Annotated in this window: 15 protein-coding genes and 2 pseudogenes; 12 read left to right on the top strand and 5 right to left on the bottom strand. The window is 66.0% G+C overall.

Annotation, left to right across the window (positions count from 1 at the left end):
• Positions 1 to 10: 10 nt before the first annotated feature.
• Positions 11 to 801, bottom strand: a pseudogene (locus G6N47_RS10565) (SDR family NAD(P)-dependent oxidoreductase).
• A 21-nt stretch (positions 802 to 822) separates the two neighbouring features.
• Positions 823 to 1,593 (bottom strand): glucose 1-dehydrogenase, encoded by a 771-nt coding sequence (locus G6N47_RS10560; RefSeq protein ID WP_083131006.1) that lies wholly within the window; start codon positions 1,591 to 1,593, stop codon positions 823 to 825.
• 131 nt (positions 1,594 to 1,724) lie between these two features.
• Between G6N47_RS10560 and G6N47_RS10555 the strand changes: the two genes are divergently transcribed.
• Complete coding sequence (locus G6N47_RS10555; protein WP_083131007.1) at positions 1,725 to 3,320, top strand: flavin-containing monooxygenase; 1,596 nt, start codon at positions 1,725 to 1,727, stop codon at positions 3,318 to 3,320.
• On the opposite strand, the gene G6N47_RS10550 is transcribed toward G6N47_RS10555, so the two are convergent.
• Positions 3,321 to 3,974 carry a 2-keto-4-pentenoate hydratase gene (locus G6N47_RS10550; protein ID WP_083131008.1) on the bottom strand — a complete coding sequence of 218 codons (654 nt, stop codon included), beginning with the start codon at positions 3,972 to 3,974 and terminating at the stop codon, positions 3,321 to 3,323.
• A 118-nt stretch (positions 3,975 to 4,092) separates the two neighbouring features.
• On the opposite strand from G6N47_RS10550, the gene G6N47_RS10545 reads away from it, so the two are divergent.
• From G6N47_RS10545 to G6N47_RS10515, 7 genes are all read left to right on the top strand, one after another.
• Positions 4,093 to 5,277, top strand: coding sequence for an acyl-CoA dehydrogenase family protein (locus G6N47_RS10545; protein ID WP_083131009.1), 1,185 nt, complete (start codon positions 4,093 to 4,095; stop codon positions 5,275 to 5,277).
• Between the two features lie 8 nt (positions 5,278 to 5,285).
• Positions 5,286 to 6,194 carry a biphenyl-2,3-diol 1,2-dioxygenase gene (bphC, locus tag G6N47_RS10540; RefSeq protein WP_083131010.1) on the top strand — a complete coding sequence of 303 codons (909 nt, stop codon included), beginning with the start codon at positions 5,286 to 5,288 and terminating at the stop codon, positions 6,192 to 6,194.
• Positions 6,191 to 7,657 (top strand): FAD-dependent oxidoreductase, encoded by a 1,467-nt coding sequence (locus G6N47_RS10535; protein WP_083131011.1) that lies wholly within the window; start codon positions 6,191 to 6,193, stop codon positions 7,655 to 7,657. Before bphC ends, G6N47_RS10535 begins: the two co-directional genes overlap by 4 nt.
• A gap of 90 nt (positions 7,658 to 7,747) precedes the next feature.
• Complete coding sequence (locus G6N47_RS10530; RefSeq protein WP_083131012.1) at positions 7,748 to 8,587, top strand: IclR family transcriptional regulator; 840 nt, start codon at positions 7,748 to 7,750, stop codon at positions 8,585 to 8,587.
• 48 nt (positions 8,588 to 8,635) lie between these two features.
• Positions 8,636 to 9,568: an alpha/beta hydrolase gene (locus G6N47_RS10525; RefSeq protein WP_083131013.1), complete on the top strand. Its 933-nt coding sequence runs from the start codon at positions 8,636 to 8,638 to the stop codon at positions 9,566 to 9,568.
• 135 nt (positions 9,569 to 9,703) lie between these two features.
• Entirely contained in the window at positions 9,704 to 10,051 is a 348-nt protein-coding gene (locus G6N47_RS10520; RefSeq protein ID WP_083131014.1) for a hypothetical protein, read from the top strand.
• On the top strand, positions 10,044 to 10,676 hold the full coding sequence (locus G6N47_RS10515; protein ID WP_083131015.1) for a Dabb family protein: 633 nt from the start codon (positions 10,044 to 10,046) through the stop codon (positions 10,674 to 10,676). Before G6N47_RS10520 ends, G6N47_RS10515 begins: the two co-directional genes overlap by 8 nt.
• Before the next feature lie 3 nt (positions 10,677 to 10,679).
• Here the strand turns inward: G6N47_RS10515 and G6N47_RS10510 are convergent, their stop codons facing one another.
• Together G6N47_RS10510 and G6N47_RS10505 are read right to left on the bottom strand one after the other, a co-directional pair.
• A complete protein-coding gene (locus G6N47_RS10510; RefSeq protein ID WP_083131016.1) occupies positions 10,680 to 11,567 on the bottom strand; it encodes an SDR family NAD(P)-dependent oxidoreductase in 888 nt (295 codons plus the stop codon).
• The gene (locus G6N47_RS10505; protein WP_083131017.1) at positions 11,564 to 13,462 is read right to left on the bottom strand and encodes a flavin-containing monooxygenase; all 1,899 of its coding nucleotides are present in this window, start codon (positions 13,460 to 13,462) and stop codon (positions 11,564 to 11,566) included. The genes G6N47_RS10510 and G6N47_RS10505 overlap by 4 nt, the downstream gene beginning before the upstream one ends.
• A gap of 131 nt (positions 13,463 to 13,593) precedes the next feature.
• Between G6N47_RS10505 and G6N47_RS10500 the strand changes: the two genes are divergently transcribed.
• The 4 genes and pseudogenes from G6N47_RS10500 to G6N47_RS10485 all read left to right on the top strand — a co-directional run bounded on the left by G6N47_RS10500 (position 13,594) and on the right by G6N47_RS10485 (position 17,044).
• Positions 13,594 to 14,076 carry a polyketide cyclase gene (locus G6N47_RS10500; protein WP_083131018.1) on the top strand — a complete coding sequence of 161 codons (483 nt, stop codon included), beginning with the start codon at positions 13,594 to 13,596 and terminating at the stop codon, positions 14,074 to 14,076.
• 2 nt (positions 14,077 to 14,078) lie between these two features.
• Complete coding sequence (locus G6N47_RS10495; protein WP_179966377.1) at positions 14,079 to 14,939, top strand: SDR family oxidoreductase; 861 nt, start codon at positions 14,079 to 14,081, stop codon at positions 14,937 to 14,939.
• Between the two features lie 53 nt (positions 14,940 to 14,992).
• Positions 14,993 to 15,870: pseudogene (locus tag G6N47_RS10490) on the top strand (alpha/beta hydrolase).
• 97 nt (positions 15,871 to 15,967) lie between these two features.
• Positions 15,968 to 17,044, top strand: a complete 1,077-nt coding sequence (locus G6N47_RS10485) for a hypothetical protein (RefSeq protein WP_083131019.1) — start codon at positions 15,968 to 15,970, stop codon at positions 17,042 to 17,044.
• The last annotated feature ends 39 nt before the right edge of the window (positions 17,045 to 17,083 follow it).

Raw genomic sequence — 17,083 nt, 5'->3', positions numbered from 1 at the left:
CCGGCGCGCATCATGCGTGGGTGCCGCCGTCGATGCGGATCTCGGTCCCGGTGATGAACGCACCGTCGTCGGACACCAACATCGCGATCACCCCGGCCACCGCCGCGGGATCGGCCATCGGGGCACCGCTGGATTCCAGTGAGGTGGGCAAGATCGGCGACAGCTTGGCCAGCAGCGACCAGTCGGAGTCCGGTGGAAGGTATCCGGCTGTGGTGTCGGTGATACCGGACTTGATGCTGCCCGGCGCCACACACACCGCGCGCACACCCTGCTTGCCGTACTCGAGCGCCAGCGCGTGGGTGAAAGATTGGACACCGCCCTTGCTGGCGGCGTAGGCCGCCATGTAGGGGTGTGCGAAGCTCGCCGACGTCGAGCTGAAGTTCACGATCGCGCTGCGCGGGTTTTCCAGCAGCGCCGGCAGCGCCTCGCGGACCACCAGGAACGTGCCGGTGAGGTTGACGCCGACGACCTGATTCCACAACTCCAGCGTGGTGTCGTGGGTGTGCGAGGCACGCAGGATGCCGGCCGCGTTGACCAGTGAGTCCAGGCCGCCCAGCGCGTCGACGGCGGATCGCACCCCGCCGATCACCGAGCTCTCGTCACCGATGTTCATCTCCACGGTGGTCAGCCGGTCGTCGGTGCGCTCTCCTGCGCCTGCGCGACGGTCTTCTGCAGACCGTCGGCCGCGACGTCCGCGCCGACCACGGCAGCGCCCTCGTCCAGCAGTCGCAGCGCGGTGGCCCGGCCGATCCCCGACGCCGCGCCGGTCACCAGGATCCGGTGGCCCTGCAGGCGCTTCATCTCATCTCCCGTCGGTCGAAATCACTGTCCCATAACATATTTCACGGTGGGACCCGCGGTCCAGCCACCGTCGACGGCGATCTCCGCGCCGGTGACATAGGTGGCGTCATCAGACAGCAAATATCCGACCGCCCCGGCAATTTCGTCGGGCATGCCGACACGCGCCAGTGGGGTGTTCGGATAGTTGCCCTCACCCGGCTGGATGCCGACCGCCGCCGTCATCGGCGTATAGGTCATGCCGGGGTGCACCGAGTTGACCCGGATCCGGTCGGTACCGAGTTCCACCGCGGCGATCTTGGTCAGGCCGCGCACACCCCACTTGGATGCGCCGTACCCCGCTGTGAGGGCCAGCCCGAACAGCCCGGCAGACGACGAGATGTTGACGATCGACCCGCCACCTTCTGCCCGCATCGGCGCGATCACCGCCTGTATCCCGTTGAACACTCCCACCAGGTTCACCTCCAGCACGCTGCGGAAGTGCTCGACCGGTTCGTGTTCGATGAACTGGCCGGTCGCCACCCCGGCGTTGTTCACCAGGCCGGTCAGCGCACCGAATTCGTCGAGCGTGAACTGCACCGCCGACGCCCACTGCGCGGGGTCGGTGACATCGAGATGCACATAGCGCGCCGACCCGCCGAGCTCATCGGCCAGCTGCTTGCCCTCGTCGTCAAGCAGGTCGGCGACCACCACTTTGCCTGCGTGCGAGACGATGTGGCGGGCAAACGCCGCCCCGAGGCCGCGGGAACCACCGGTGACGATGGCGGTCACAGAGGCCAGTCGGTCGGACTTCATATCGACAACTCCCGGATGCGTCGGCCTGGTCTCGTGCACACAACCACATCCGGAAAGGCGCCGACCCGCTTTTCCCGCCCAGCGAGACAATCGCTGCTACGGCGGCGGTGCGGCTCGTACCGTCGATGCCCATGACCCAGACTGTCGACGTGGTGGTGGTCGGCGCCGGATTTGCCGGCCTCTACGCCGTGCACCGATTCCATCGTGACGGGCTGTCGGTGCAGGCGTTCGAAGCGGCCGACGGTGTGGGGGGTGTCTGGTACTGGAACCGCTATCCGGGTGCGCGCTGCGACGTCGAGAGCGTGGACTACTCGTACTCCTTCGACGACGACCTGCAGCAGGACTGGGACTGGAGCGAGAAGTACGCGACCCAGCCCGAAATCCTGTCCTACCTCAACCACGTCGCCGACCGGTTCGACCTGAGACGCCACATCAAGTTCAACACCAAGGTCACCGACATGGTCCTCGACGAGGCCGCGCTGCGATGGAACGTTCACACGGACGCAGGCGACGTGGTGTCCGCCCGGTTCTGCGTGCTGGCCGTCGGTCCACTGTCGAACGCGAACATCCCGGCGATCGAGGGACTGGAGTCGTTCGCCGGCGAGGTGTACCACACCGCGCGCTGGCCGCACGACGGTGTGGATTTCACCGGCAAACGGGTCGGTGTGGTCGGCACCGGATCCTCTGGCATTCAAGCGATTCCGTGCATCGCTGAACAGGCGGCGCAGCTGGTGGTGTTCCAGCGGACCGCGAACTACAGCGTTCCGGCCGGCAACGTATCGCTCGACGACGCCACCCGGCGGGCACAGAAGGCCGGTTACGCCGAGCGTCGGCGCCTGTCGATGGCCAGTGGCGGCGGCTCACCTCATCAACCACATCCCAAGTTGGCGGTCGAGGCCTCCGAGGAGGAACGCCGGGAGGCGTACCAACGACGCTGGGATCTCGGCGGAGTGCTGTTTTCCAAGACCTTCGCCGACCAGATGGTGTCCATCGAGGCCAACGAGACTGCGCGGCTGTTCTGGGAGGAAAAAGTGCGCGCGGTGATCGACGATGCAAAGACCGCCGAGCTGTTGATACCCAACGACCACCCGATTGGCACCAAACGGATCTGCACCGACGACAACTACTACCAGACCTTCAATCGCGACAACGTGAGCCTGGTGAACCTGCGGGCCACGCCGATCGAGCGCATCGACGCGGCAGGCGTGCACACCTGTAATGCCCACTATGAGCTGGACGCGCTGGTCTTCGCGACCGGGTTCGACGCGATGACCGGGTCGGTGGACAAGCTGAACGTCGTCGGCCGGGGCGGCCAGACACTCAAGCAGGCCTGGGCCGCGGGTCCGGTAACCTACCTCGGCCTGGCCGTCCCGGGTTTCCCGAACCTGTTCAACATGACCGGGCCGGGCAGCCCGTCTGTGCTGGCCAACATGGCGCTGCACTCGGAGCTACATGTGAACTGGGTGGCCGACGCGATCGGATACCTGGCCACGCATGACGCGGTCGGGCTCGAGGCGCGCCGCGACGCGGCAGCCGAATGGGGCAGTGAGTGCACCCGACGTGCGGCGGAAACCCTGATGCCGCAAGCGAATTCGTGGTACATGGGCGCCAATATCCCGGGCAAGCCGCGAGTGTTCATGCCCTTTGTCGGGGGTTTCGGGGTGTACGGCCAGATCATCGCCGACGTGGCCGCCGCCGGCTACAAGGGCTTCGAGATCATCGAATGATCAGCAGAACTCGACCGAAACATCGCCTACACCGACGAATTCGGCCCGATAACGGTCACCGGCGGCAACGTCGACAGCCCGGGTGCACGATCCGGGCAAGATGATGTGGCCGGCTTCGACCCGCATCCCGGACTGTGCGACTTGGCGAGCCAGGCACGCTACTGCCGTCAGTGGATTGCTAACTCCCGCACCGGTATTGCCGCGTGTGACCACAACCTCGCGCCAGCTGTAGCCGGAGTAGAGTACGGCGCTCAGGTTCATCAGGTTCGTCGCTCGGGGCGAGCAGGGCGCTGACCCCAGTATTACCCGCACCGACGACGCGTTGTCAGCGATGCCGATGCGCCAGTCGTGGATTCGGCTGTCTGTCAATTCGATCGACGCCACCACATATTCGGTCGCGTCGAGCACGTCGAGTTCTGTGCAGTCTTGACCGGGTAGGTCGTCACCTAACACGAACGCCAACTCGACTTCGATGCGCGGGTCGCAAAACCCCGAGAGATTGAGCGCATCACCGTCGTCGGCGAACATCTCGGTGCTCAGGCGGCCGCAGTCGCGACCGGCTGTGTAACCGCCGATCGCAACGCTACGTGCGGCAGCCACTCGTTCGGGAACGTCGAGCATGTTGATCTCCTGGATTCCGGACCATATGACCACGCACGATAAAAAACGGTGAAGGCCCTTGGAGCATCAGTTCCGCTGAGCGGGATCGCCCGAGGTGTCATCATCAGCGACAGGAGACCATCGGTCTCACACGCGACGTAAGGACGACAGCATGACCGAGCGGGTAATCGACCGGGTGACCGACATCGCCGACCAGCTGCGCGAGCAGGCCGCGGAAGCGGAGAGGATTGGCCGGCTCACCGACGACACGGTGAAGCTGATGAAGGGGGCCGGCCTGATCCGGCTGCTGCAGACCAAGCAGTACCGAGGGTTTGAGGCCCACCCGCGCGAGTTCGCCGAGACCGTGATGGCTACCGCAGCGCTGGATCCCGCGGCCGGGTGGATCGTCGGCGTGGTGGGCGTGCACCCCTACCAGCTGGCCTACGCGGATCCGAAGGTGCCCGCCGAAATCTGGGCCGACGACGTCGACACCTGGATGGCCTCACCGTACGCACCACAGGGCGTGGCCAAGCCTGTCGACGGTGGCTACCTCTTCAACGGCCGCTGGCAGTTCAGTTCCGGCACCGACCATTGCGACTGGATCATCCTGGGGGCGATGCTCGGCGACGAGAAGGGTGTGCCGTTGATGCCGCCCCAGATGCTGCACATGATCTTGCCTCGCAAGGACTACCAGATCGTCGAGGACTCGTGGAATGTGGTGGGGCTGCGCGGAACCGGGTCCAAGGACGTCATCGTCAAGGACGCGTTCGTCCCGGCCTACCGGACCATGGACGCGACCAAGGTGATGGACGGCACCGCCCAGCGCGAGGCCGGGATGACCGAGCCGCTGTATCTGATGCCGTGGTCGACGATGTTCCCGCTGGGCATCACCGCCGCAGTCGTCGGCATCGCCGAAGGGGCGCTGGCCGCCCACCTGGACTACCAACGCGAGCGTGTCGGCGCGACCGGAACCGCGATCAAGGACGACCCGTATGTCATGTACGCCATCGGCGAGGCCGCGGCAGACATCAACGCCGCGCGCCAGGAGCTGCTGGCCAACGTGGACCGCATCTACGACATCGTCGCGTCCGGCAAGGAGGTGTCGTTCGCGGACCGTGTCGCGGGCCGGCGCACCCAGATCCGCGCGGCATGGCGCGCGGTGTCGGCGGTCGACGAGATCTTCGCCCGCTCGGGCGGCAATGCGGCCCGGATGGACAAGCCCCTGCAGCGGTACTGGCGTGACGTACACGTCGGCCACCTGCACGCCATTCATGTCCCGGGGACGGTCTTCCACGCGTCGGCGCTGAGTTCGCTGGGCATCGATCCGCCCGAGGGTCCGCTGCGGGCTTTGATCTAGGAGTAGTCGTGACCGACTTGAAAAGCCTTGGGTATGTGACTATTTCGACCAACGACATCGAGCGTTGGCGGCACTTCGCCTTTGGTGTCTTGGGCTTCGCCCAGGGCAAGGGGCCTGACCCATCGGCGCTGTATCTGCGGATGGACGAGCGCGCCGCGCGGCTGATCGTGGTGCCCGGCCAGACCGACCGGGTGCTCACGATCGGCTGGGAAGTGCGCGACCACCCGGCGCTGCAGCGGGTGAAGGCAGCACTCGACGGTGCCGGGGTGCCGTTCAAGCAGCTGTCCACCGACGAGGCCGAGGCCCGTCGGGTGGAGGAGGTGATCACCTTCGAGGACCCCGCCGGCACCACGCTCGAGGTGTTCCACGGCCCCGTGCTGGACCACAGCCCGGTCGTCACCCCGTTCGGCGCGAAGTTCGTCACCGGCGATCAGGGCATGGGCCACGTCGTGGTGCCGGCCACCGACCCGGGCGCGCTATTCGACTTCTACACAGAGGTATTGGGTTTCCGTTCCCGCGGCGCGTTCCGGGTGCCGCTGCCCAAGGAGTTCGGCCCGGTGCGGGTGCGCTTCCTCGGCATCAACGAGCGCCACCACAGCCTGGCCATTGTACCGGCCGCACATCAGCGCGACCCGCGCCTGGTGCACATCATGGTCGAGGTAGACAGCCTCGACGCGGTCGGCCAGGCGCTGGACCGGGTCAACGCCGAGGGGTTCCAGTTGTCCTCGACGCTGGGCCGCCACACCAACGACAAGATGGTGTCGTTCTACGTACGCGCACCCGGCGACTGGGACATCGAGTTCGGCACCGACGGCATGCGCGTCGACGAAACGTATTACACGGCAGAGGAAATCACCGCCGACAGCTATTGGGGCCACCAGTGGGTCGGTGAGATGCCTGCGGCAATGCGACTATGACGTCCGGCGCCGACGTCCATCCCGTCCCGGCCGCGTCCGTCACCTCTTGGGACCATGAGGCCGACGTGGTCGTGGCCGGATACGGCGTGGCCGGCGCGGCCGCGGCGGTCGAAGCCGCGCGCTCCGGCGCTGATGTCCTGGTGCTCGAACGCACCGGCTCCTGGGGCGGCGCGGCGGCCATGGCGGGTGGGTTCATCTATCTCGGCGGCGGCACGCCGCTGCAAAAGGCTTGCGGCTTCGACGATTCCGCCGACAACATGGCGGCGTTTTTGAACGTCGCGATGGGACCGGGAGCCGACGAGAGCCGCATCGCTGACTACTGCGCCGGCAGCATCGATCACTTCAACTGGCATGTCGACTGCGGCGTGCCGTTCAAAGCGGAGTTCTTCGCCGAGCCCGGCTGGGAGCCGATGGGCGACCAGGGCCTGATGTACAGCGGCGGCGAGAACTCCTACCCGTTCAACACCATTGCCACTCCCGCCCCGCGCGGCCACGTGCCCCAGATGTCGAACAAAAAGCAGGGCGAGGCCAGCGCCGGCTACATGCTGATGAAGCCGCTCGTGGAGAGCGCAACCGCGGCGGGGACACGAGCGGTCTACGACGTACGGGTGCAGCGACTGATCGTCGAATCCGACGGCCGCGTGGTCGGAATGTGCGCACGACAGTACGGCAACGAGGTGACGGTCCGCGCGCGCCGCGGGGTGGTGCTCGCGATGGGCAGCTTCGCGTACAACGACGCGATGGTTGCGCAGTACGCCCCGCGGATCGCCGGACGGCCGGCCGCGTCGATCGAGCAGCACGACGGTCAGGCCATCCGGATGGCGCAGGCGCTGGGCGCCGACCTGGCCCACATGGACGCCACCGAGGTGGCGATCTTCATCGACCCGCAACAGTTGGTGCGCGGCATCCTGGTCAACGGTCGCGGTCAACGCTATGTCGCCGAGGACACCTATCCGGGCCGCATCGGACAGCTCACGCTCTACCAGCAGGACAACACCGCATACCTCGTCATCGACGAGGCGGGGCAGAACGAGGCCATGGCGTCGCTCTCCCCAAAGTTGATGCTCCGCCAGCCCACCTGGGTGTGCGAAACCATCGCCGAGCTCGAAATCGAAATGGGCCTCGCGCCCGGCTCGCTGCAGGCAACCGTGGCCGCCTACAACGACGGCGCCGCACGCGGCGAAGATCCGCTGCTGCACAAGAAGCCGGAGTGGCTGCGGCCCATCGGATCTCCGGTGGGTGCGATCGATCTGCGCGAAAGCACCGGCGGCTTCACCCTGGGCGGACTGAAGACCACGCTCGATTCCGAGGTGTTGCACGTCAGCGGGGAACCGATCCCCGGTCTGTACGCGGCGGGCCGCTGCACCGCGGGCCTGGCGGCATGGGGTTACGCCAGCGGCATCTCGCTCGGCGACGGCAGCTTCTACGGGCGCCGCGCGGGCCGAGCCGCCGCCAACGCCTGAGCACTTTCTCTGGATGTGACAGCGACCACATCAGTGTGGTACAAACAGACATATTTCTATTAGTCATATGCTGCCGCGCGAGGAGGCGTTGTGAGCGTGACCGTGGAACCCGCTACCCCCAGTGCCGTCATCGATCGGGTGTCGTTGGTACTGGATGCCTTTGACGGACCGGGTCGGCTGAACCTGGCCCAGATCGTGCGCCGCACAGGTCTGCCGCGCTCGTCAGCACATCGGATGCTCGAGCGGCTGGTGCAGCTGCGGTGGCTGCGTCGAAACGGTCGCGACTACGAACTCGGCATGCGGCTGGTCGAACTCGGATCGCTGGCCGTTCACCAGGACCGGCTGCACCGCGCGGCAGTCTCACTGCTGCACGATCTGCACCGCGTCACGGGGCTGGTGGTCCATCTGGCGGTGCTGGACGGCGCCGACGTCGTGTACCTGGAGAAGATCGGCGACCGGATGACCGCCGCGATCCCCAGCCGTGTCGGCGGACGTCAGCCGGCGCACTGCACAGCGGTAGGCAAAGCGATCCTGGCGTACAACGACAGCGCGGACGCCGCCGATCTCGGCAACCGCAAGACCAGGTACTCGATCAGCAGTTCGGCGCAGCTGACCGCCGAATTGGCCAAGGTTCGCGCCCGCGGGGTGGCGTTCGACCGAGAGGAGTCGGTGCCCGGATTCGGCTGTGTCGCAGCGCCGATCGGCGATCCGGGGGAGGCTATCGCCGCGGTGTCGATTTGCGGGCCGATGAGCCGGATGATGTTCGATCAGCGGATGGTCGCGCCGGTGCGGATGGCCGCAATGGGCATCTGGCACAACGTGGAAGACGGTCCGCAGCGGGTGGCGCCGACGCTGCAGCAGATACGCCCGTTGCGGGTGGGGCCGACGCCGCGTGCCCTGCCACGCGAACCCGCCCTGCAGTACGCATGAAACGCGCCAGCGACGATGCAGAGCGAAGCGATGAGGAGGAGCGGCGCCATGGCCGTCGACCCTCAGATCGCGGGCATGCTCAAGGCGCTCGACGCCGGCTTCCCACGCGTGGAAACGATGACCGGTGCTCAAGCGCGGGAAGCTATTCGGGCTCGATTTGTCGGTGCGGCGAACCCGGAGACAGTCGGGTCGGTGTGCGACGAAACCATCCCCGGCGGCATCCCCGTTCGCATCTATCGACCTGCCGTAGATTCGGCCCTACCGATCCTGGTGTACGCCCATGGCGGCGGGTTCGTGTTCTGCGACCTCGACAGCCACGACGAGCTGTGTCGCAGCATCGCGAACCTTCTTCCGGCCGTGGTGGTTTCGGTGGACTACCGGCTGGCACCGGAGCACCGGTGGCCAGCGGCTGCTGAAGACATCTATGCGGCGACGCACTGGGCGGGCACCGCGAAAGACCTCGGGGATGTCACCCGCATCGTGGTCGGTGGAGACAGTGCCGGCGGCAACCTGGCAGCGGTGACCGCGGTGATGGCGCGCGACCGTGGTGGGCCGCCACTGGCCGGCCAATTGCTCGTGTATCCGATGCTGGCGGCCGACTTCGACACCGAGTCCTATCGACTGTTCGGCAACGGCTTTTACAACCCGCGTCCCGCGCTGCAGTGGTACTGGGATCAATACGTGCCCTCCCCGGTCGATCGTCGGCATCCCTACGCGTCGCCGCTGCAGGCTGATTTGACCGGGCTGCCGCCGGCGGTCGTAGTGATCGCCGGTCACGACCCGTTGCGCGACGAGGGAATCGCGTTCGTCCGGGCCCTGATGGCGGCGGGTGTGGACACGGTGTGCTGCCGCTACGACGGCGGCATCCACGGCTTCATGACGATGCCGATGTTGGACTTGGCTCAGCAGGCGCGCGTAGAGGTCTGCGGCGAGCTGTCTCGACTACTGGCGCCGGAAGTTTCGCCCCGAGCCTGTAGCTAGGGTGCTCCCCACTCGGGGTTCTGCGCCGCCATTACCGGCTCGGCGTTTGGGTGACGGACCACTCCCGACAGAACCCGTCCCGATGGCCGGGAGCATCGGCGTCCCATGCCGGTCGATGGCCATAGGCTGGCCCGAATGGCTGACGGTCGGGTCTATGTCATCGATCGGGTGATAACGCGGCCCGGCTGCGCCAGAAAGTTCGTTGACGCTTACCTTTCCGGCTACGCGCCGCGAGCGCGTGAACGCGGTATGACGTTGCAACAAGTGTTGATCAGTCCTCCGATCTGGTTCGCCGACCAGACCAACACGGTCACCATCATCTGGTCGCTGCCGAATCCTCGGGCGTGGTGGGAGATGACGTGGCAGGCGCGGCCGGATCCCACCGTTGGACAGTGGTGGGCCGATATCTCCGAGCTGGTCGTCGAGCGAACCCGCAGCGTCGCTTCCGACGCCCAGGACGTGGACGGACTCTGTGATGTTTAGTGTCGTCAAGCTGATCGACGTAGCAGAGGATGGCCGCGACTGTCTGTTGGCGGCCCTGCGTGGCGCGGCCACGAAAGTGGGCGCCAAACACCTGCTGGCGGAACCGACGCTGCCCGGCAGCCGCAATGGCGGCGACATCCTGATGCATCTGCGGTTGACTGATCGACGCGAATGGGACTGTATCGCAAGTGAATTCACCGATGTGCTGCACGACCCGGCGGTGGCTCGGGTCAACGGCGCCAGCTATACGGGTCATCCCGCTCGCACCGATTGGTCGCTGCGCCCGGGCACCGTCTACCGCGCGCTGTTGTTGCGCGTGGCACCCGGCACCGACGACGCCACCGTCGCCCGTTTCGAGGACGACCTACGGCTGATGCCCCGTTACGTCCGCACCATCACCGCCTGGCAACTGAGCCGCGTGGAAGACGCCACCGGCGACTGTGCCTGGACCCACGTGTTCGAACAGCAATTCACCGACGTCGACGGATTGACGGGTCCGTATCTGATGCATCCGATTCATTGGGCCCACGTGGACCGCTGGTTCGACCCGGAATGCCCCGGCGTCATTGTGCGGGATCGCGTCTGCCACAGCTTCTGTCGCGCCGATTCGGCGGTGCTCAGCTGAGCACTACAGGCCGGCGGGCAAGATATTGGGGTTGGCGGTTGCGGGCGGTTCCAACGGAGGCAACAAGGTCTTGCCGTCGAGGCTGTGCACCGGCAGCCCCTGCGACCACGGGTAATGCAGACTGAAGGCCACCAGCCCGGTCCGCTCGGCGGCGGGCAGCTGACACATGGCCAGTACGGTTTCGGCCAGGTACTCGACGGGCTCGGTCGGAAAGTCGTCCGGAATCAGCTGTGCTGCACCGGGAGTGCGTACCGCAGTGGATGGCCCCACACAGTTGACGGCGATGTTCGCGTCGAGCAGCTCGGCGGCCGCCCCCTGAGTGAAGCGGTGCAACGCCGCCTTCACCGACGCATAGACCACGTCGCCGGCGGCCTTGTTGTAGGCGCGATACGGCCGGATCGGTGCCAGCCCGGTCACCGATCCGATGTTGACGATCCAGCCTGCTCCCTGCCTGCGCATGTGCGGCACCGCGGATTTCGTCAGTACGAACGGCGTCTTCAGATAGTGCTCCACCGTACTGTCGAAAGTCGCCATGCTCATGTCTGCCACAAGCGAGTAATCGGCGTATCCGGCGTTGTTCACCAGAATGTCCAGCCGCCCCGCGCGATCGACCACCTCGTCGACCAACCGCTGACGCTGACCGGCGTCCGCCAGATCGGCGGCGATCCCCAGCGCCTCACCGCCGGCCTGTCTGATCAGCTCGACGGTTTCACCGATCGTTCCGGGCAGCGCGGTAGCCTTACCGGCCCGCACCGACGGCGACGATTCATAGGACCGGGCCGTCACCACGACGGTGGCGCCCTCGGCCGAAAGACGTTGCGCGATAGCGCGACCGATGCCGCGGCTGCTGCCGGTGACCAGAGCCGTTCTGCCGCAGAGTAGCTGGCTCATCGCAGCCGGAAGTGTTCCTCGATGGGCGCGCGGTGCTCTTCCCACCAGTCGATCATCCGGAGGGGATTGGCCACCACCACGCGGCCGGAGGCTACCCGGTAGTACGTGTGCGCGGTCGGGGTATGCCGCCAGACAAGGTTTTCCATCACGTCGTCGAGACGCGCGACGTACTCGTCGTACGCCTCCCGGGTGGGTTCCATCGACCGTGCGCCGCGCAGCGCCATCAATTGCAGGCACTCCATGACGTAGTGCACGGCCACCTCGACGCCGAAGTTGTGACCGCCGCCGTGGCCAGGGCTGCCGTTGGGATGAGAGGTGATGAACAGGTTCGGGAAGCCGGGCACGGTGCCGCCGCGATAGCTGCGCGGCGTGCCTTCCCATTCGTCTTTGAGGGTGCGGCCGTCGCGCCCGCGAATGTCGATCGTCGACAGAAAGTCGAGATAATAGCCTGTGGCGTAGATGATTACATCCAGACCGATCTCCCGGCCGTCCTCGGTGAGGATGCCGTTAGGCGTGACCCGCGCCGGCCCGTTTGCTTCGACGTCGACGTGGGGGCGGGTGAGAGCGGCATAGTAGCCGCCGGGGTCGCGGATGATGCGCTTGCCGTACGGGGCGAAATCCGGGGTGACCTTCTTCGCCAGTTCGCTTCCCGCGCCGAAAGTGCGGTCGATGTAGTCGAGGCAGTACTTCAACAGCACATCGTTGGCGGGCGAAATCGACAGGTGCGAGGACGCCCACTCCGGGTCCACCTCGATGACGGGATAGTTGTTGTCCGCCGTCGACCAATATGACTTCAGCCGAATCCAATTCGCGTAGTACGGCACATGCCTGGCCAGCCAGCGGTGGTGGTCGGGCACGTCGTCCGAGGGCCGGCGGCGAGGCGCCACCCAGTGCGGCTGGCGCTGGAAGACGGTGAGGTGCTCGACGTCGTCGACGACAGCGTCGACGATCTGCACCGCCGTGCAGCCCGCCCCGATCACGGCGACCCGCTTGCCTGCCAAGTCGAGGTCGGGATCCCACTGGGCAGAATGAATGCTGATGCCGGCGAACGTTTCTCGTCCTTCGACGTCCGGGAACCGCGGCCTGTTGAGATAGCCGGTCGCGGTGATGACCGCGGTGGCGTGGCTCATGGTGCGTGTGCCGTCGGTCGAGCGAGCATGAATCTGCCAGTGCTGGTGGTCATCGTCCCACCGCAGGGCCTCGACCTCGGTGTCGAAGCGGGTGTGGTCGCGGATCTTGTACTTGTCGGCGACGGCCTGCAAATACGACTGGTACTCCCATCCCATCGGGTAGTAGCTGGACCAGTCCGGGTTGAGCTCGCGCGACAGCGAATAGTAGGTGGACGGCGTGTCTACCCCGATGCCCGGATAGGTGGTGGTCAGCCAGGTGCCGCCGACCTCGGGGTTGCGTTCGTAGATCTCGTAGTCGACGCCGGTGTCGGCCGCTGCGATTGCGGCCGCGATTCCGGCCATCCCGCAGCCGACGATGGCGATCTTCGTTGTCGGTGGGATGGGGACGGTTCGCGGCAGCACGGCGCGCGGCTTGTGGAATCCGCCCTGCTCCAGCAGCATTGGCACGTTTCGCTCGTCGACGGACACGCCCAGCGCGATGGGCGCGATCCGCGCGAACAGCACCGGGTCGTCGGCGGCGACGACGCGGACGGGTGTCGACGCTCCTGTCAGGACGTCCAGCAGTGCCTCGACGATGGCGATGGCGGTTTCCGGATCGGTGACGCCGGCCTGTTCCGGCGGGTCGGGCACATGGGAGATCGCGGGCCCGAAACTGTCGACCACCGCGGGATCGCCACTCAATTGCGCCAGCACGGCCACCAACACGCCGGGGTCGGCTTGCTCGAGATTGGCGCGCAACTCGGCGGCCACCGTCTGGGTAGGCATGACGACGCCAGTATCGGCTCGGGTGCGAGGCGCCGCGCCCGTCGTGTCTACTGAGCGGGACGCGTTTTCTGCTCCCACTGACCGGTCACCAACGGTGGCGGCACGCCAATGGGCTGCTTGACTGCGGGATTGTGAGCAACGACATCTCGCTGGCCGAGCTCCAGGAATTCATCGCCGAATTCTGGTTCCACTACGACGAGGCGCATTACGACGAGCTGGCGGTCCGCTACGCCGACGACATCCACTATGTGAGTCGGAGCGACACGGGCGCCAGTCCGTTCGAGGAGCTGCTGACCGCCGACGTGCGGGGCCGCGACGAGGCACTCGCGTGGCTGGTAACACACCGTAAGGCCAGCCCATACCCGTTGCGCCACAACGCCATCAACGTTTTTCGCACGGAGACCGGCGGCGAGGTCACCAACGTCCGCTTTTATCTGTTGGTATCCCACATCGCCAATTCCGTCCCGTTCGTCAATTCCACCGCCGTCGTCGACGCGGCTGTGCGGCGGGCACCGGCAGGACTTCAGTTCACCAAGATGGAGGTGGTGCTCGACACCCGGGACTCCGTGCTGCTTTCCGAGTTGTCGGCCGACAGCTCCGCGGTAAGCACCTGATCGTGGCCGCGCGCGACATGTTCGGCGGCGGCGTGGCCGTCATCACCGGCGCCGGCGCGGGGATCGGGGCGGGCCTGGCCCGATACGCCGCGAGGCTGGGCATGACGGTCGTGCTGGTCGATATCGACGCCGAAGCCGTTGCGGCGCTGCGCGAGGAACTCGGCGCGCAAGGCGCCACCGCCGTCGACACGGCATGCGACGTGCGTGATCCGGAGGCAATGCATCAGCTCGCCGAGCGGACGTATCGCGACATCGGGCCCGTGCGGCTCTTGGTCAACAACGCCGGCATCGAGCAATTTGGCTACCTGTGGGATACCCCGTTGGACAACTGGAAGCGCGTCGTCGAGGTCAATATCAGCGGAGTCTTTAACGGCGTGCGCGCGTTTCTGCCGAAAATGCTTTCCGCGCAAGAACATGCATGGGTGTGGAATGTTTCTTCGATTGGCGGCGTCGTGGCGGTGCCGCTGCAGGCGCCGTACATCATGAGCAAACATGCGGTGCTGGCACTCACCGAATGCCTGCGCTTAGAGGTGCAGCTGGCCGGACATGACCATCACATCCACGTACAGGCGGTGCTGCCAGGTGCCGTGGTGTCCAACATCTTCGAGTCCGGGGGCGGGGTGAATGATGGCAATGTCGCCGCTGCCGAGTCTCAGCGCTCGGCGATGCTCGAGATCAAGGCCGATGCGATGGATGCCCTGACCGCCGCCGAAGCGATATTCGGCCAGTCCGCCGAAGGGCGTTTCTACTTGCTCACGCAACCCGAGTACGTCGGCGCAGCGATGGCCGAGCGTGCTGAAACCCTTGTCTCGCAGCGTCCTCCCGTGCTGAATGGCCGCCGATTCGACCCGGCGCGCCGGTGACGCTGGATCCCGACGCCGCCGCTCGTGTCGCGTCATTCGGTGACATTCCGCCGATGCGACAGCGCGGCTTGGCCGCCGTTCGTCAGGCCATCGAATCGGCGCCTCTGCCCGACGCGATGCCGGAGATGGTGACCGTGGTGGACTGCACGACACCCAGTCCCGCCGGACCGATTCCCGTGCGCGTTTACCGCCCGACTCGCGCTGCCAAGCCGCCGGTGCTGGTGTATTTCCACGGCGGCGGAATGGTTCTCGGTTCCAATCACTCGTTCGAGCCGCTGGCCCGGATGCTGGCCTGCGAAAGTGGAGCGACGGTGGTGGCCGTCGATTACCGTCTCGCCCCGGAGAATCCGCCACCCGCGCAATTCGATGACGCTTACTTCGCGACCGCATGGGTGGCGGGCAACGCCGGCCGACTCGGCGTTGATCCGGCACGGCTTGCGGTGGTCGGCGACAGCGCCGGCGGATCATTGGCGGCCGCTGTGGCGCTGGCCGCCCGCGACCGGGGCAGTCCGCAAATCTTTTGTCAGGTGCTGCTGTATCCGGGACTGGATCGCGATATGGGTGCGCCGTCCATCACTGCGTTGGCGGATGCACCGATGCTGTGCGTCGACGACATCGACTACATGCACGGACTTGTCGACAGTTGCGCCGCTACCTCGCACGATGCCTATCAGGTACCTGCACATGCCACCGACCTGTCCGGCCTGCCCCGGCGGTCGTCGTCACCGCCGAGTGCGATCCGATCCGCGACTGGGGCGAGCGCTACGCAAACCGGCTGCGCGAGGCCCGAGTACAGGTGACCATGACCCGCTACCCCGGTATGTACCACGGGTTTCTGATGCGCGCCGATGCCACGGCGCGAGGTCGACTGGCCATCGCGGAAGTCGGCGCCCTGCTGCGTGCGAAATTCGCTCACCCCTTGCCTTTTTGATCGCCGTTTCGGCGTCCCGATCACCGGACACCTGCACGCCGCGATAGCACGCGTAACCGCAGAATCGAGACACCCGAAGCAACCACGAGGAGGTCTGATGCTCACCGACGAGCGGCGCATGGAGCTTTCTGATGTGTTGCGACCCGCGTCGCCTCCGAAGGAGATCCGGGATGTCTACACCGACGAGCAACGAGAACAGCTGCTGGATGTGGTGCGCACCAACGGGCCGTGGCGACTGATCATCGCCCACCATTTCGCCTCGGCTGAAGAACTGATCGCCACCATGAGCGGCGCCTTTCCCGACGGGTTCGAGCCGTCGCTTGACCTGTTTTTGACCCCGACCTTCCGCGGCTATTTGGCGAATTACGGCGCCGTCCTATACCCGGAACTGCACGACTGCTTCTACAACGCGCGCTTTGTCGAATTGGTCAAGGCCTACTGGAAGGCGGATTACGCCAAACCACAGATGATGCTGTTCAACATCAACGGCCCGTGCGCCAATCGCGATCCGGGACATTTGGATTCGCCGAGCTTCCGCGGGGTGCGGCACGAGAACGCGCCGACGTGGCTGACGAGCGTGATGGGCAAGTCTGGGCTGTTCCAGGACTACTTGATAAAGATGGCGCAGGTGATCACCTGGTTTTCGCTTGATCCGGGCAGCGGTTTCACCTATTGGCCAGACGGGCCGCTCAAGCCGCCGTCGCGGCTGCTGCCTCCCGTCTACAACCGAGGTGTGGTCGTGCAGAACGAGATGATGGTGCACCGCGGCGAAGCCAACGGGCCACTCGAACAACAGATTCCGTCCGGGCTGACCTTCGATACCGTCTTCACCGGCGATCCCGTCGACCGCGACCACTGGCTGCTGAAGAACGGCAACGACGTAATCGCCCGCCACCACACCGACGAGCTTCGCTTTTTGGTGCATTGGTCGGCGGAGGTCTTCTCCGACTACGACGAGTTGAAGAAGAACATGGAAGGCTCCGACGACCTGACCATCGAGCAGGCGATCGACACCTTGGTCAAGGACGTCAATGCCCGAGGCATCGCATTGGCGATGCCGGACAACCCCCTGCACGACCCGGAGTTCATCCGCACGCTCAACGCGGCCTACGACCTCGGCGGTCCGTCGAGCTATCCGGAAGAAGCACCGATCAGCGCCTTTCAGCTCGCCTGACCTTGTCCCGCGTCTGGCGCGCCGCCGTCGGGGCCGGCG

It is taken from the genome of Mycobacterium branderi, from assembly GCF_010728725.1.
Lineage (GTDB): Bacteria > Actinomycetota > Actinomycetes > Mycobacteriales > Mycobacteriaceae > Mycobacterium > Mycobacterium branderi.
This window is presented reverse-complemented; position numbering and strand designations above follow the sequence as displayed.

Excerpts from the sequence above, each read along its gene's own strand:
- G6N47_RS10560 (WP_083131006.1), bottom strand. The coding sequence starts at position 1,593 with ATGAAGTCCGACCGACTGGCCTCTGTGACCGCCATCGTCACCGGTGGT.
- G6N47_RS10555 (WP_083131007.1), top strand. The coding sequence starts at position 1,725 with ATGACCCAGACTGTCGACGTGGTGGTGGTCGGCGCCGGATTTGCCGGC.
- G6N47_RS10545 (WP_083131009.1), top strand. The coding sequence starts at position 4,093 with ATGACCGAGCGGGTAATCGACCGGGTGACCGACATCGCCGACCAGCTG.
- G6N47_RS10535 (WP_083131011.1), top strand. The coding sequence starts at position 6,191 with ATGACGTCCGGCGCCGACGTCCATCCCGTCCCGGCCGCGTCCGTCACC.
- G6N47_RS10525 (WP_083131013.1), top strand. The coding sequence starts at position 8,636 with ATGGCCGTCGACCCTCAGATCGCGGGCATGCTCAAGGCGCTCGACGCC.
- G6N47_RS10520 (WP_083131014.1), top strand. The coding sequence starts at position 9,704 with ATGGCTGACGGTCGGGTCTATGTCATCGATCGGGTGATAACGCGGCCC.
- G6N47_RS10515 (WP_083131015.1), top strand. The coding sequence starts at position 10,044 with ATGTTTAGTGTCGTCAAGCTGATCGACGTAGCAGAGGATGGCCGCGAC.
- G6N47_RS10510 (WP_083131016.1), bottom strand. The coding sequence starts at position 11,567 with ATGAGCCAGCTACTCTGCGGCAGAACGGCTCTGGTCACCGGCAGCAGC.
- G6N47_RS10505 (WP_083131017.1), bottom strand. The coding sequence starts at position 13,462 with ATGCCTACCCAGACGGTGGCCGCCGAGTTGCGCGCCAATCTCGAGCAA.
- G6N47_RS10485 (WP_083131019.1), top strand. The coding sequence starts at position 15,968 with ATGCTCACCGACGAGCGGCGCATGGAGCTTTCTGATGTGTTGCGACCC.